Here is a 14,781-nt window from a genome sequence, read left to right as displayed (position 1 = left end):
CAACAACCAAAGGTAAGAAATCAGCCATTGCCAATGGGGTATGGCGCGGTATTATCCATGTCGTAACAAAGGGATAAATGCCGGAGTTTTTATATGCCTCGACCCGGCAACAGACTGAAGAACATGATCTCGGCATTGCGTCGGCGTAGCGCGAATTTTTTCCCGACCGCCTCCATCGGCACCTATCTGGTGGTGATGGCGACCGTTATCACTTTGCCGCTGATCCTTTTTGTCGGCTACTTGATGCTCCGCCTGGAAGCGGAAAAACGCGACGACCTGCAGCGCGAGACGATCGAGGATGTACGGGTCGTCAGCCGCAACATCGATCGCCGTCTGCAGGAAATCGCCACCTCGCTCAATCTGCTGTCGCAATTTCCCGAACTCGAGAGCGGCAATCTCGCCGCCTTTCAGGGACGCGTAGCAGACAGCCTGAAACGGGAGGGTCTTTATGCCATTCTTGCCACCAAGGATGGCCAGCAGCATCTCAACACCCGTGTGCCCTTCGGCAAGCCTCTCGGCAAGGTGCCGGCCGAGGCCGATCTCGCCAAAGCGATAGAATCCCGCCGTATAACGGTATCGAACATTTTTTTCGGCTCAACCAGCAAGGAATGGGTGTTCAACGTTACCATGCCGCTCGATCCGGAACTCGGGTCTGCCGGAGACGCCCTCATCCTGACGCAGAATGCCAGTGACCTGAGCCGGCTCATCTCCACCGAGAACCTGCCGCGAAACTGGGCGGTCGCTATCATCGACGGCACCAATCGTGTCGTTGTATCCACCGCTCCTGACGAGGCGGCGATTGGCAAACCGTTCGTCACCCCGGCCATACTCTCCGAAATGCAGGCCTTCAGCGGCAATTTTTTCGACGGCAAGGGCAATCTTTACGCCTATGCGCAATTGCCGGGCTGGCAGTGGAAAACCGTCATGTGGGGGCCGCTTGCCGCCAGTCAGGCTGCGCTGGTCGATACCTGGCGGCAGATGATGATCGGCAGCCTGGTACTCGTTTTGATTGCTATAGGAGGCGCCTATCTGGTGGGGCGGCAATTGCGCAGCTCGATCCGCGACCTGACCCTCATGGCCGAGCGCATTGGTGAAGGTGAGATCGTCGCGCCGGTGGATACCAAGATAAAAGAGGCCAATCAGGTGGCCATCGCGCTTTCAAACGCCTCCTTCGACAGAAGCCAGTCAGAAGAAAGGCTGCAATTGCTGCTGCATGAGCTGGTGCACCGCTCCAAGAACATTCTCACGCTTGTTCAGGCGATGATACGGCAACTGGGCCGCGAGAATAAAAGCATTCCGGAATTCCAGAAAGAGGTGGACCATCGCCTGCGCGGCCTCGGCATGTCGATCCGGGCCTTGGCGGAAGTTCAGTGGCAGGGCTTGCCAATCCGGAAACTGATCGAGACCCACCTCGATGTTTTTGGCACGGTGGCAGAGCGTTTTGTTCTGGCGGGAGACGATTTCATGCTCTCGCCCGAGGCCGCGCAGAATTTTGGCCTCGTCGTGCATGAGCTTACCACAAATTCCATAAAATACGGCGCTTTGTCCGCGCCCTCAGGCAAAATTACTGTCCGTTGGGAACCGGTTGAAAAAGACGGGCGGCAGATGCTTCATCTTGTATGGACCGAAACGGGTGGCCCCCCGGCGCAGGAGCCCAGCCGCAAGGGTTTCGGGACTACGGTCATCAAGAGGCATGCGGAAGGCGCTTTCGGAGGGAATGTGACAACGGAATATCGTGAAAGCGGTTTCGAATGGGCGCTGGAGGCGCCGATGCGTTACTTCACGCCCAAACGATCCGATCAGGCGGGTCCCACTAACTAATCGGACCCGCAAAAGTGACGATAATTCGTGAGCCGCAAAAAATATACATTTTGCTGGAACCGAATCTCGCCAGGTGTGTTTTTAATGCAGGCCAAGCAATTCCCCCGTCCCCGCCTGAAGCTTGGCCCAGTATAAACGGGTTTCGCCCCTGAAAACCCGTCATTGAAATAGCACGGCTCTCTCTGAGCCGTGCTTTTTTAATGTCTTCTGTAGTGAAAGGCGGCCGAGACGTCCGTCCGGCCGCGTGCGTCGCTTACATATCTGCGACGTCGCCCGAGGGGAATTTCAGCCGATAAACAATGCGCTCCGGAGTAAGCTCATATTCTGCACTTCCTCCCAGGGCGGAGGGAACCACCTTTTCCAGCACGACGCTGCCAAAACTGCCGCGCCTTGCCTCCACGGGTTCCTTCGACGGCGTCATCGGCTCGTTCCATTCGACTATATAGAACTCCCCCTCCTGCCGGCATTGCAGGGATATTGGCGGGTGATAGGCGAGATTGCCGCTGTGGCTGACAGTGTTGACAACAAGTTCGTGAAAGGCGAGCCCGATATAGAGCGCGCCGTTCGGATTGAGCAGCAGGTTCTCGCCCTCCATATGGATGAGGTTCGGATATTCAGGCACATAGAGATCGAATTGCTGGCGCAGCAGCTCGAATATACGTGCCCCCCGCCAATCGGAATCGGTGATGAGATCCTGGCTTTGGGCAAGCGCATGCAGGCGCCCCCGGAATTTGCGCAGGAAATCATCCTTGGTGAGACTGAAACGGGCCGTCTGGCCCGCAAGGCTCTGGATGATCGCCAGCAAATTCTTGGAACGGTGACTGACTTCGCGCAGCAACGAACGCAGAAGTTGCTCGCGTCGCCGTTCCGCCGTCACTTCCCGGATGGTGGTTTTCATCACCATCTGGTTCATCTGATTCAAAGTTGAGTGCACGTGGAACTGGAAGACTCGATCATTGCCCGCGCCCACTTCCAGCATGCCGCGACTGCCAGCCGCGCCCATGTCTTTCTTGAGCTCGGCCAACCGCCCGGACAAATCCTTTCCGAACAGATTTTCATCAGTTGGAGGGGATTCAGCCGGCAGCTTCCAGACATCCGGAAGATTGGCCACGAATATGTAGTCACGGTTGCGGTCCTGGAGCATGACTGTCTCACCCGAATCGAGCAAGGCAAGGACGAGCGAATCGTGAAGTTCGCTTTCGTCCCTCTCCGCGTTATGCCACGCCAGCCGATGCAAATTCATCTCCTTGCAGAAAGTCGCGGGGCAGCCCCACGACCGTAACCGCCAACGCCCGGGCACCAGAGAGGTTCCCGGTCAGCGTGCGGTTTCGGCAAAATCTCACGCCGCGACGCGCGAGCTTTCGTTGAAAAACAGGGCCTGGCTGATGAGCGCTTTCACCATGTCCGGGTTGAAGGGCTTCGTTACGAGGAATGTCGGCTCGGGCCGTTCACCCGTCAAAAGACGCTCCGGGAAAGCCGTGATGAAGATTACCGGAAGGGTGGTCATCTGAAGGATGTCCTTCATCGCATCGAGGCCGGAGCTGCCGTCGGCGAGCTGGATGTCGGCCAGGATCATCTTCGGCTGGGTACGATGGAAGAGATCGAGCGCTTCCGTGTGCGTGCGGGCGATGCCCGTCACACGATGGCCGAGATCGGTGACCATCTGTTCGATATCCATGGCGATCAGCGGTTCATCCTCGATGATCATGATATCGGTCGCCACCTGTCGGGCGATTTCAGACGCTGCCTCGTCGATGAGCTTACCAACCTGGTCTTCGGATACCCGCAGAACCTCAGCCGTCTCCGACGGCGAGAACTCCTCGACGGTTGTCAGGAGGAAAGCCTGGCGGGCAAGTGGCGGCACGGCGGATAAATTGGCGGAAGCGCGTTTTTCCCATCCAGACAGGTTTTCGTCGGCCTTAATATTGATCGTGACGGAACTAAAGATCGATACGAACAATTGATAGAGCGAAACACGATCGCTGCTTGTCTGCGGAAAGATGCTGATATCGGCGATCAGCGCTTCGAGTGTAGCCGCAACATAGGCATCGCCCGTTGATTGTGAGCCGCAAACGGCACGCGCGAACCTGCGCAGATATGGCAGGTGCGGTGCGATGCGTGTAGAAACTGACATGGAATTCTCCCCTTTCATGCGGTCTGCAACGCAAACCCAAGATAGCAACGTGCACATCGCAAAAAAAGTTCCGAACCACCGGAACTATTTTTTTCGCCGTGCATTCTTTGCCATGACAAAAAAGGAATACCGGACGTTATGAGCATATTTCAATCGGACCAAGATCAGCCGGATAATCCGGCCGCCCCCCAGGTCCCGCACTCAGGGCGGGCGGTGATTTCCCGTAAGCTCAGGGAGCTTTATGATGCCGTTCAGGACGAAGGCATCCCTGACAAATTCCTCGACCTTCTCGAAAAACTCGATGAAGCGGAAAGCAGAGCCAAAATCAAGGCTTTGGAGGAATGATGGCGAAAGAGCCGGAGCAGACAGAATACAACTTCAAGCGCGAGATGCTGGCAGCACTGCCCAACCTTCGCGCCTTCGCAATTTCGCTGATCCGTTCGAGGGACCGGGCCGACGACCTCGTGCAGGACACGATCATGAAGGCCTGGGCGAAACAGGACAGTTATCAACCCGGCACCAATATGCGCGCCTGGCTGGTAACGATCCTGCGCAACGAGTTTTACAGCCAGATCCGCAAATCCGGCCGCGAGGTGCAGGACACGGATGGTGTCTATACGTCCCGCATGTCGGTCCCGCCGGAACAGCATGGCTCGGTGGACCTTCAGGATTTCCGCGCAGCGCTCGCGAAATTGCCCGACGACCAGCGTGAAGCCATACTGCTGATCGGCGCTTCCGGCTTCGCCTATGAAGAGGCGGCGGAAATCTGCGGATGCCCTGTGGGCACGATCAAGAGCCGCGTCAGCCGTGCAAGGTTGCGCCTGCAGGAACTGCTCGGCATCGAGAATGAAAACGAGTTCGGTCCCGACGCGCAGATGACAGCCGTCACCGCCGCTGCAACGGCGCGCTGAGAGGACTGGACGCAGAAGGTAACGAACGGGCAGACGCGAGTCTGCCCGTTTTTTCGTCTTCTTTTTAGATGCCGGTTTCCTTGACGGACTGCATGACCACAAAGGTCGACGTGTTAGCGACAGACGGCAGGCTCGAGATTTTTTCGCCCAATACTCTTCTGTATTTGCGTATGTCGCTGGTGCGGACCTTCAGGAGATAATCGAAGGCGCCGGCGATCATGTGGCACTCTTCTACTTCTTTGATCTTGCGTACCGCAGTGTTGAACTCCTCCAGTGCCTTTTCCCGTGTATCGGACAGCTTGACCTCGGCAAAGGCGATATGGTCGACGCCGAGTTTCTGCGGGTTGAGCATGGCGCGGAAGCCGAGAATATAGCCCTCATCCACCAGTCGCTTCAGCCGCGTCTGGCAGGGTGTCTTGGAAAGACCTACCTTTTTCGACAGCTGCAGCACGGACATGCGCCCATCCTCGCTGAGCGCCTCGAGAATCTTGAGGTCGAAGTCATCCAAACCGTCTGCTTTCTGACTATTTGCCATTCATTTTCACGCCAAATTGGGACAATAAAAGTTCGTATTGCCTATTTTATGCTAAAAATAAGGCCATAGCAATTTTCGCGGCAATGATATTGTGAGCGTAAGGATGACGAGCGGCGGGCTGAGGACACACTGCCGCCGGCAGTCTGTCTTCAACAGCGTTTTCAGGATTTTCAGAATGGCCGATGGTGCAAGCAACGCCGGTGTAGTGACGAGTGGTATTTTCCAGAATTTTGCGCCGCCGGTGCGTGAGCAGACCCTGCTGCGCAAGGCGATCACTGCCGCCTATCGCCGTGCCGAAGAAGAATGCATGGCGCCGTTGATCGAGGCGGCGACGGTGACGGCAGAACAGGCGAAAGCCATTCGCGAGACCGCTCGCAAACTGATCGAAGCATTGCGCGCCAAGACCAAGGGCACCGGCGTCGAAGGGCTGGTCCAGGAATATTCGCTCTCCAGCCACGAGGGTGTTGCGTTGATGTGCCTCGCCGAGGCCCTGCTGCGCATCCCCGACACTGCCACCCGCGATGCGCTGATCCGCGACAAGATCGCTCGCGGCGACTGGAAATCTCATATTGGCGGCGGCCGCTCGCTCTTCGTCAATGCGGCCACCTGGGGTCTCGTCATCACCGGCAAGCTTACCTCGACGGTGAACGATAGCGGCCTCTCGGCGGCGCTGACCAAGTTGATCGCCCGGGCTGGCGAACCCGTCATCCGCCGCGGCGTCGATATGGCGATGCGCATGATGGGCGAGCAGTTCGTGACCGGCGAGACGATTGGAGAAGCGATCAAGCGTTCCAGGCCGCTGGAAGAACAGGGCTTTCAGTACTCCTACGACATGCTGGGCGAAGCCGCGACCACCGCAAAGGATGCGGAGCGTTATTACAAGGATTATGAAAACGCCATCCACGCCATCGGCAAGGCCTCTGCCGGGCGCGGTATCTATGGCGGTCCGGGCATTTCCATCAAGCTTTCAGCGCTGCACCCACGTTATGCGCGCGCGCAGGCCGAACGCGTCATGGCGGAGCTTCTGCCCCGCGTGAGATCACTGATGCTGCTTAGCAAAAAATACGATATCGGCCTGAATATCGACGCTGAAGAAGCGGACCGGCTGGAATTGTCGCTTGATCTTCTGGAAGAACTGGCGCTGGACAAGGACCTTGCCGGATGGAACGGCCTCGGTTTCGTGGTGCAGGCCTATGGCCGCCGCTGCCCGTTCGTTCTGGATTACATTATCGACCTTGCCCGCCGTTCGAACCGCCGCATCATGGTGCGTCTTGTCAAGGGCGCCTACTGGGACGCCGAAATCAAGCGCGCGCAGGTGGAGGGGCTGGAAGACTTCCCGGTCTTTACCCGCAAGGTGCACACCGATGTCTCCTACATTGCCTGCGCCCGCAAGCTGCTCGCCGCGCGCGATGTGATATTCCCGCAATTTGCGACCCATAATGCGCAGTCCATGGCGACGATCTATCATCTTGCCGGTCCAGACTTCAAACTTGGCGACTACGAGTTCCAGTGCCTGCATGGCATGGGCGAACCGCTTTACAGCGAGGTCGTCGGCAAGAGGAAGCTCGACCGGCCGTGCCGCTTCTACGCCCCGGTCGGCACCCATGAAACGTTGCTGGCCTACCTCGTCCGCCGCTTGCTGGAGAACGGTGCCAACTCCTCTTTCGTCAACCGCATTGCCGATCCCGCGGTGCCGGTGGATTCCCTGCTGGAAGACCCGGTCGCCATCGTCAAGGCCCATAACGTTCCCGGCGCACGTCACGACCGCATCGCCGCCCCTGCCGACCTGTTCGGGCCGCAACGTAAAAATTCCGCCGGCCTCGATCTCTCCAGCGAAACGACACTCGCTGCTCTCGACAGGGTCCTGAAGGCGGGGGCATCGGCCGAGTGGAAAGCGGCCGCGCCGCAAGCGGGCGGCGCAACGCGGCCGGTTCTCAACCCGGGCGACCACAATGATATCGTCGGATACGTCACCGAACCGACTGAAGCTGATGTGGAAGCGGCCATGCAGCGCGCGGCGTCCTCGAACTGGTCGTCCACCCCTGTGGAAGAGCGCGCCGCCTGCCTGGAGCGCGCCGCCGACGCCATGCAGGCCGAAATGCCCGATCTGCTCGGCCTTGTCATGCGCGAGGCGGGAAAATCCATGCCGAACGCCATTGCCGAGGTGCGCGAGGCCATCGACTTCCTACGTTATTACGCAGCGGAAGCGCGCAGGAATTTCACGGCCGGCGAAACGCCGCTCGGCCCGGTCGTCTGCATCAGCCCGTGGAACTTCCCGCTCGCCATCTTCATCGGTCAGGTGACGGCGGCGCTGGTTGCCGGCAATCCGGTTCTGGCAAAGCCCGCCGAAGAAACGCCGCTGATCGCGGCACAGGGCGTGCGCCTGTTGCATGAGGCCGGCGTTCCGCAGGATGCCGTGCAGCTTTTGCCGGGCGACGGCAAGACGGGTGCAGCACTCGTCGGCTCGCCGCTGACGGCAGGTGTCATGTTCACCGGCTCCACGGAAGTGGCGCGGCTCATTCAGGGGCAGCTTGCCGGCCGGGTTCTGGCGAATGGCCAGCCGGTACCGCTGATTGCCGAAACCGGCGGCCAGAACGCCATGATCGTCGATTCCTCGGCTCTTGCCGAACAGGTCGTCGCCGACGTCATTGCTTCCGCCTTCGACAGTGCCGGTCAGCGTTGCTCGGCGCTGCGCATTCTCTGCCTGCAGGAAGATGTTGCGGACCGCACACTGACCATGCTGAAAGGCGCGCTGCATGAGCTGCGCATCGGCCGCACCGATCGACTCTCGGTTGATGTCGGCCCGGTCATCACCGCCGAGGCCAAGGGAATCATCGAAAAACACATCGAGGACATGCGTTCGCTTGGTCACCGCATCGAGCAGATCACACTTGCGGGCGAAACCGGCAAGGGCACGTTCGTGCCGCCGACCATCATCGAGATGAAGTCCCTTGCGGATCTGAAACGCGAAGTTTTTGGTCCGGTGCTGCATGTCATCCGCTTCAAGCGCGACAATCTCGACCGGCTGATCGACGAGATCAACGCTACCGGCTATGGCCTGACCTTCGGCCTGCATACCCGCCTCGACGATACGATCCAGCACGTTCTGTCGCGCGTCGCGGCTGGCAATCTTTATGTGAACCGCAACATCATCGGCGCGGTGGTTGGCGTGCAGCCCTTCGGCGGGCGCGGCCTTTCCGGCACCGGTCCCAAGGCGGGCGGGCCGCTCTATCTCGGCCGCATGACGCAGACCGCCCCGAAGATCGACCGCATCGCCAGCCAGCAGGATCAGGCCGCCGTCGATCTCGCACGCTGGCTTGACGAAAACGGTGAGACGGTCGCAGCGGAAGCCGCAAGGCAGGCCGCGGCGCTTTCCGGCCTTGGCTTCGAGACAGAACTGGCAGGCCCTGTCGGTGAGAGAAATGTCTATGCGCTGCATCCGCGCGGAAAGGTTTTGCTGGTCCCGGCAACCGAACAGGGGCTTTACCGCCAGCTCGCGGCAGCGCTTGCGACTGGAAATGCGGTTGTCATTGACAACGCGTCGGGGCTTGAAAAGTCGATCTATGGCTTGCCGGCAACCGTCACCTCGCGCATCGTCTGGGCGGATGACTGGGCAAAGTCAGGCCCCTTTGCCGGTGCGCTGGTTGAAGGCGATGCGGAGCGTGTGGTTGAGATCAACAGGAAAATCTCGGCTCTTTCCGGTCCGCTGGTTCTCGTTCAGGCCGCTACCACGGAAGCGCTTTCCGGGGAAAGCCAGCCCTATACGCTGGACTGGCTGGTGGAAGAGGTCTCCGTCAGCGTCAACACCACCGCCGCTGGCGGCAATGCCAGCCTGATGAGCATTGGCTAAAACATGGGGCGGCAGGGGCTTGGCCCTGCCGCGACACCCATTATTACCCTGTAACCTCTCCCCGGCCGAAGAGCTGGTTCAGAACCTGCTCTTCCAGTCTCGCAAACTCCGCCGTGCCATGGCGGCGCGGACGTGGCAGCTTCACATCGAGGTCGAGTGCGATGCGGCCCTCATCGATGACGACAATGCGATCGGCGAGCGCCACAGCCTCGGAAACATCATGCGTGACGAGCACGGCGGTGAATTTCTGCTTGCGCCAGATGCGCTCCAGCAAAAGCTGCATTTCGATGCGGGTGAGCGCATCGAGGGCGCCGAGCGGCTCATCCAGCGCCAGGATCTGCGGATGGGCGACAAGCGCCCGCGCCAGCGCAACACGCTGCTTCTGGCCGCCGGAAAGCACATAGGGCCATTCCCCTGCCCGGTCTTTCAGTCCCACCTCTTCAAGAATGGCAAGCGCCTGTTCCTGCGCCGCCTCGCCCCTGGCGATGCCGGTCAATCCCACTGAAACGTTATTTGCGATACGCTCCCACGGCAGAAGACGCGGCTCCTGAAACATCATGCGGGTACGGCTGGACGCATCCTTAGAGACGGTTCCGGTCGTCGGCGTGTCGAGGCCGGCCAGAATACGCAAAAGCGTACTCTTGCCACAGCCACTTTTGCCGATGATGGCCAGAAACTCGCCTTCCCGCACATCGAGATCGATGCCGCGCAGAACCGGCTTGTCGCCGAAGCTCTTCGTGACGTTGCGGAAGCTGAAGGCAACCTTGCTTTCAGCCGGTTTAGCACGAGATTCGGTTGTCGCCTGCGTTTCGGACGCAGTGGATGGCGTAGCGTCGGGGCGTCTCAGCGTCGTGACATTACCGGTCGACATGGGTTACCTCAGGCTTTCTTGAAGGCTGGATGCCATTGCAGGAAGATGCTTTCGAGGAAGCGGGCGAAACTGTCGGCGAGCTTGCCGAGAAGTGCATAGATGAGGATCGAAAGAACCACGACGTCGATCAGCAGGAACTCGCGTGCCTGCATGGCCATATAGCCAAGGCCGGAAGAGGAAGAGATGGTTTCCGCCACAATCAGCGTCAGCCACATAATGCCGAGCGCATAACGCAATCCGGTGAAAATGGCGGGCAGTGCACCGGGTAAAATGACCCGCCGGAACAGCGTGAAGGGCGACATGCCGTAGGTACGGCCCATTTCCACCAGTTGAGGATCGACGCCCTGGATGCCGAGCAGCGTGTTGATGTAGATCGGGAAAAACACGCCGAGCGCGACCAGAAAGAGCTTCGCTTCTTCATCGATGCCGAACCACAGGATGACGAGCGGAATGAGCGCCAGATGCGGAATGTTGCGGATCATCTGCAGCGTCGTATCGGTGAAACTGCGGGAGAACTTCGACAGACCGTTCGCCAGCCCGAAGATGAAGCCGATGGAGCCGCCGATGGCGAAACCGGCGAGTGCACGGGCGGAACTGACACCGATATTGGCGAGGAGTTCTCCCGAGAGCAGAAGCCGCCAGAAGGCTTCGGCGACTGCGGAGGGGGCGGGCAGCACATTGGCGGAAATCACCCCCGCGCGCGCCGCCACCTCCCATCCTGCAAGGATGAGTGCGGGAAGCAGCCAGCCGATGATGCCGCCGAACTCGATGCGCTTACTGCTGCTCACGGCATGTACCTCCGGCTCAGTTGGTGGCGCCCGACCAGACGGCATCCTTGATGCTGATCTGTTTCGGGATCAGGCCGAGACGATAAAAGCGATCCGCCGTTTCCTGCTGGCTGGCGATGATCTTGTCATCGATCTTGGTAATGCCGAATTCCGAACGGTTCGCGGCAAGCGTCTGTGCCTCCAGCGGCACGCCCGTCACCTCATGCAGCGCCGCAGCGACCTTGTCGCGATTGGCGGCGGACCATTTCGCAGCCTCACCGAGCGCATCGATCGTCGTGTTGATGGTGTCGCCATGCGATTTGGCGTAGTCGCGATTGGCGAGGAAATAGGTGCTGACAGCAAGCACATCGCTGGTGCGGGCCAGCGTCACCGGCTTGTATCGGGTTTCGGCAATCGCATAGAAAGGATCCCAGACGGCCCAGGCGTCGATCTTGTCGCTAGCGAAGGCTGCCGCGGCATCAGCAGGACTGAGATAGGTCACCTCGATATCGCTGAATTTCAGGCCATTCTTTTCCAGAGCCGCAACGAGCAGGTTATGTGCACTAGTGCCTTTGCCGACGCCAACCTTCTTGCCCTTCAGATCGGCAACCGACTTGATGCCGCTTTCGGGTTTGGTGAAGATCGCCTCGCCCTTACCGTTCGAGGGAAGCGCCGCCACATAAACGATGGCCGAACCCGCTGCCTGGCCGAAGATCGGCGGCGCATCACCCGTCCAGCCGACATTGATGGAGCCGACATTCAGGGCTTCCACCAGCGGCGGGCCTGCGGTGAATTCGACCCATGAAACCTTCACGCCCTTGGCTTCAAGCGCCTTTTCGATGACACCCTGCTGGCGGGCGATAACAGGCAGTCCGGTTTTCTGATAACCGATCTTCAACTCTTCCGCCGCCCCTGCCTGCAGCGGCAGGACGGAGAATGCGGCGACGGCAAAAAGGCTGGCGGAAAGCGCGCGTCGGGTGATGGCTGGCATTTCATCTCCTTATCACCAGCCCCTCTGGCCGGATCACGATATGGAGCAATGCTATGGTTTTCCATTAAAACGATAGAGAGACGATAATTCAATATCGGCAATGTTGCGGGAATAAAATTTCGCGCAACCACATGTTTTCCGCAAATCATCGCGGAGGCCCTTGTCAGACCCATCGAATAGAAATGCCGGCGCGGAGGAAGCCGCACCGGCATGACGGATCAATTTCTCTCTCAACAACGCGATCGAAAAGTCGATTACTCGATATCGAAGGAAACCCCCTGCGCCAGCGGTAGCGCCTTGGAGTAGTTGATCGTGTTGGTGGCGCGGCGCATATACGCCTTCCACGCATCCGAACCGGATTCACGGCCGCCGCCGGTTTCCTTCTCACCGCCGAAGGCACCGCCGATTTCCGCACCCGACGTGCCGATATTGACGTTGGCGATACCGCAATCGGAGCCTTCCGACGACAGGAAACGTTCCGATTCCTGTATGTCGCGGGTGAAAATGGACGACGAAAGACCGGCGGCAACGGCGTTGTGCGCTTCAATCGCCTGATCGAGATCGCTGTACTTCATGACGTAGAGGATCGGGGCGAAAGTCTCTTCCAGAACGGGGCCAACCTGCTTCGGCATTTCGACCAGCGCCGGTTTCACATAATAGGCATCTGCCGCACCCGTATCCACGCGCCCGCCCCCATTCACCACGCCGCCGGCCGCCTTGGCCGCTTCGAGCGCTTTCTGCATGGCCTCGAATGCCGCCTTGTCGACCAGCGGGCCTACGAGCGCGGAGGTTTCCAGCGGGTTGCCGACGGAGACGGAAGCATAGGCCTTTTTCAGGCGTGGCACGAGCTCGTCATAAACGCTGTCATGCACGAAAAGGCGGCGAAGGGTGGTGCAGCGCTGGCCGGCCGTGCCCATCGCACCGAAGGCGATGGCGCGCAATGCCATGTCGAGATCGGCAGAGGGGCAGACGATGCCTGCATTGTTGCCACCGAGTTCAAGAATGGCACGGGCGAAGCGTTTCGCCAGACGCGGCCCGACATCACGGCCCATGCGGGTGGAGCCGGTGGCCGAAACCAGCGGCACCTTGGGATTATCCACCAATGCCTCGCCGACCGCGCGGTCGCCGATCAGCAGTTGGGACAGACCTTCCGGCGCATCGCCGAAGCGGGCGGCAGCGCGTTCGAAAATGCCCTGCACGGCAAGCGCCGTCAACGGCGTCTTTTCGGACGGCTTCCAGACGACCGCGTTACCACAGACGAGGGCAAGTGCGGCATTCCACGACCAGACGGCGACGGGGAAGTTGAAGGCGGAGATGACGCCGACGACGCCGAGCGGATGCCAGGTTTCCATCATGCGGTGGCCGGGGCGTTCGGTGGCGATGGTGAGGCCATAAAGCTGGCGGGAAAGACCGACCGCGAAATCGCAGATATCGATCATTTCCTGCACTTCGCCCAGACCTTCTGACGGGATTTTGCCCGCTTCCAGCGATACGAGACGGCCGAGATCGGCCTTGAAAGCGCGTAGTTCTTCACCAAGAAGCCGGATCAGCTCACCACGGCGCGGCGCGGGAACATTACGCCATGTCTTGAAGGCAGCGTCCGCCCTGTCGATCACGGCCGCTACGCCCTCGACCGACACGGTCTTCAGACTTGCAATCCGCTCGCCTGTCACCGGGCTGAAAGAGGCCATGTCGCCGCCAGTGTAGAGATCGCGGGCAACGCCCATCCTGTCGAGCAGGGCGGCGGCTTCCTGTTTCACGTCGAGCTTCGTGGTTGCATCCATATCAATTGTCCTTCTGGCTGAGAGGGAGGAAAGGCCGCCTTGATACGGCGCTTTCAACTCCCGTCGCTCTTCTTTCCCCGGAATTCGTTTATGTTCTGGGAACTCGCTCCGTCGAACTCGGCAAAACCCCGTTCCATTCTTTCCCGTAATCATATATGGGCATTACGACCCTTTTCCAATGAGGAAAGCGGGTAAGTTGATGCGAGAATGGAATGGATCCGCGTAGAAGACTGGTCCCTGACATCGTCACCCTGCAGGCGTTCGAATGCGCCGCACGGCATGGCAATTTTACCCGCGCTGCCGAAGAACTCAACCTCACGCAGAGCGCTGTCAGCCGACAGATCGGCGAACTCGAAGCGCAGACGGGGATGCAGCTTTTCGAGCGTATCCGCAGACGGGTGGTCCTTTCAGAGGCGGGGCGCAAATTCCTGCCCGATGTGCGGCGCCTGTTGCAGCAATCCGAGCAGCTGATGGTGCGTGCGGTTTCGGCGGGAACATCACATGCATCGCTATCCGTCGCGACGCTGCCGACCTTCGGCAGCCGCTGGCTGATGCCGCGCCTGCACCGCTTCATCGACGCCAACCCGGATATGACAATCACAATCGGCTCGCGCTCCCATCCCTTCGATTTCGACGAGGAGGGCTTCGATCTGGCCATTCACTACGGCCAGCCGGTCTGGGCACATGGCACCTGCACATTCCTGTGCGATGAGGTGATCGTACCCGTCGCCAGCCCTGCCCTGCTGCGCCATGCGGCGGTGACGCGGCCTGAAGACCTGACGCGGCAGCCATTGCTGCACGTCACCACGCGCCCGAAACTGTGGACGGAGTGGCTGGAAATGAACGGGGTGATGGCCGAAAATGCCTATCAGGGCAGCCGTTTCGACCAGTTCTCCATGATCATCGAAGCCGCCGCGAGCGGTATCGGTTTCGCCCTTCTGCCGAAATATCTCATCGAGGCCGAACTTTCCTCCGGCCGCCTCGAAATCGTTTTCGATATGCCGTTGCAGACCGACAAGAGCTATTATGTCGCCCTGCCGGAAGGGCGGCAGGACAACGCGCTCGCCCGTGCCTTTCAGGCCTGGCTGCTGGATCAGGTCGGCAAGCCGTTATAGCT

Annotated in this window: 12 protein-coding genes; 5 read left to right on the top strand and 7 right to left on the bottom strand. The window is 59.6% G+C overall.

Going from position 1 to position 14,781, the window contains the following annotated elements; genetic code table 11:
- Window positions 1–93 precede the first annotated feature (93 nt).
- Complete coding sequence (locus tag BLU28_RS14830) at window positions 94–1,821, top strand: sensor histidine kinase (protein WP_077987878.1); 1,728 nt, start codon at window positions 94–96, stop codon at window positions 1,819–1,821.
- A gap of 253 nt (window positions 1,822–2,074) precedes the next feature.
- Here the strand turns inward: BLU28_RS14830 and BLU28_RS14825 are convergent, their stop codons facing one another.
- Both BLU28_RS14825 and BLU28_RS14820 read right to left on the bottom strand, forming a co-directional pair.
- Window positions 2,075–3,064 (bottom strand): sensor histidine kinase, encoded by a 990-nt coding sequence (locus tag BLU28_RS14825; RefSeq protein WP_034500236.1) that lies wholly within the window; start codon window positions 3,062–3,064, stop codon window positions 2,075–2,077.
- A gap of 96 nt (window positions 3,065–3,160) precedes the next feature.
- On the bottom strand, window positions 3,161–3,955 hold the full coding sequence (locus BLU28_RS14820; protein ID WP_004437964.1) for a response regulator: 795 nt from the start codon (window positions 3,953–3,955) through the stop codon (window positions 3,161–3,163).
- Window positions 3,956–4,093: 138 nt separating this feature from the next.
- Here BLU28_RS14820 and BLU28_RS14815 point away from each other — a divergent pair, with 138 nt between their 5' ends.
- Complete coding sequence (locus tag BLU28_RS14815) at window positions 4,094–4,300, top strand: NepR family anti-sigma factor (RefSeq protein ID WP_004437962.1); 207 nt, start codon at window positions 4,094–4,096, stop codon at window positions 4,298–4,300.
- Entirely contained in the window at window positions 4,300–4,866 is a 567-nt protein-coding gene (locus tag BLU28_RS14810) for a sigma-70 family RNA polymerase sigma factor (protein WP_004437960.1), read from the top strand. Before BLU28_RS14815 ends, BLU28_RS14810 begins: the two co-directional genes overlap by 1 nt.
- A gap of 64 nt (window positions 4,867–4,930) precedes the next feature.
- Here the strand turns inward: BLU28_RS14810 and BLU28_RS14805 are convergent, their stop codons facing one another.
- On the bottom strand, window positions 4,931–5,401 hold the full coding sequence (locus BLU28_RS14805) for an Lrp/AsnC family transcriptional regulator (protein WP_022563492.1): 471 nt from the start codon (window positions 5,399–5,401) through the stop codon (window positions 4,931–4,933).
- Between the two features lie 175 nt (window positions 5,402–5,576).
- Between BLU28_RS14805 and putA the strand changes: the two genes are divergently transcribed.
- Window positions 5,577–9,251, top strand: coding sequence for a trifunctional transcriptional regulator/proline dehydrogenase/L-glutamate gamma-semialdehyde dehydrogenase (gene putA / locus BLU28_RS14800; protein ID WP_022563491.1), 3,675 nt, complete (start codon window positions 5,577–5,579; stop codon window positions 9,249–9,251).
- A 43-nt stretch (window positions 9,252–9,294) separates the two neighbouring features.
- Here the strand turns inward: putA and BLU28_RS14795 are convergent, their stop codons facing one another.
- From BLU28_RS14795 to amaB, 4 genes are all read right to left on the bottom strand, one after another.
- Complete coding sequence (locus BLU28_RS14795) at window positions 9,295–10,122, bottom strand: ABC transporter ATP-binding protein (protein WP_022563490.1); 828 nt, start codon at window positions 10,120–10,122, stop codon at window positions 9,295–9,297.
- A gap of 8 nt (window positions 10,123–10,130) precedes the next feature.
- Complete coding sequence (locus BLU28_RS14790; RefSeq protein ID WP_022563489.1) at window positions 10,131–10,910, bottom strand: ABC transporter permease subunit; 780 nt, start codon at window positions 10,908–10,910, stop codon at window positions 10,131–10,133.
- A 16-nt stretch (window positions 10,911–10,926) separates the two neighbouring features.
- The gene (locus tag BLU28_RS14785; RefSeq protein WP_022563488.1) at window positions 10,927–11,880 is read right to left on the bottom strand and encodes an aliphatic sulfonate ABC transporter substrate-binding protein; all 954 of its coding nucleotides are present in this window, start codon (window positions 11,878–11,880) and stop codon (window positions 10,927–10,929) included.
- 254 nt (window positions 11,881–12,134) lie between these two features.
- The gene (gene amaB, locus BLU28_RS14780; RefSeq protein WP_034500234.1) at window positions 12,135–13,664 is read right to left on the bottom strand and encodes an L-piperidine-6-carboxylate dehydrogenase; all 1,530 of its coding nucleotides are present in this window, start codon (window positions 13,662–13,664) and stop codon (window positions 12,135–12,137) included.
- Window positions 13,665–13,876: 212 nt separating this feature from the next.
- Between amaB and BLU28_RS14775 the strand changes: the two genes are divergently transcribed.
- Complete coding sequence (locus BLU28_RS14775; protein ID WP_006698048.1) at window positions 13,877–14,779, top strand: LysR family transcriptional regulator; 903 nt, start codon at window positions 13,877–13,879, stop codon at window positions 14,777–14,779.
- Window positions 14,780–14,781 lie beyond the last annotated feature (2 nt).

The organism is Agrobacterium pusense (genome assembly GCF_900102105.1).
Taxonomy (GTDB): domain Bacteria; phylum Pseudomonadota; class Alphaproteobacteria; order Rhizobiales; family Rhizobiaceae; genus Agrobacterium; species Agrobacterium pusense.
This window is presented reverse-complemented; position numbering and strand designations above follow the sequence as displayed.

Coding starts and splice junctions, on each gene's coding strand:
- BLU28_RS14830 (WP_077987878.1), top strand. CDS start 94: ATGCCTCGACCCGGCAACAGACTGAAGAACATGATCTCGGCATTGCGT.
- BLU28_RS14825 (WP_034500236.1), bottom strand. CDS start 3,064: ATGAATTTGCATCGGCTGGCGTGGCATAACGCGGAGAGGGACGAAAGC.
- BLU28_RS14820 (WP_004437964.1), bottom strand. CDS start 3,955: ATGTCAGTTTCTACACGCATCGCACCGCACCTGCCATATCTGCGCAGG.
- BLU28_RS14815 (WP_004437962.1), top strand. CDS start 4,094: ATGAGCATATTTCAATCGGACCAAGATCAGCCGGATAATCCGGCCGCC.
- BLU28_RS14810 (WP_004437960.1), top strand. CDS start 4,300: ATGGCGAAAGAGCCGGAGCAGACAGAATACAACTTCAAGCGCGAGATG.
- BLU28_RS14805 (WP_022563492.1), bottom strand. CDS start 5,401: ATGGCAAATAGTCAGAAAGCAGACGGTTTGGATGACTTCGACCTCAAG.
- putA (WP_022563491.1), top strand. CDS start 5,577: ATGGCCGATGGTGCAAGCAACGCCGGTGTAGTGACGAGTGGTATTTTC.
- BLU28_RS14795 (WP_022563490.1), bottom strand. CDS start 10,122: ATGTCGACCGGTAATGTCACGACGCTGAGACGCCCCGACGCTACGCCA.
- BLU28_RS14785 (WP_022563488.1), bottom strand. CDS start 11,880: ATGCCAGCCATCACCCGACGCGCGCTTTCCGCCAGCCTTTTTGCCGTC.
- amaB (WP_034500234.1), bottom strand. CDS start 13,664: ATGGATGCAACCACGAAGCTCGACGTGAAACAGGAAGCCGCCGCCCTG.
- BLU28_RS14775 (WP_006698048.1), top strand. CDS start 13,877: ATGGATCCGCGTAGAAGACTGGTCCCTGACATCGTCACCCTGCAGGCG.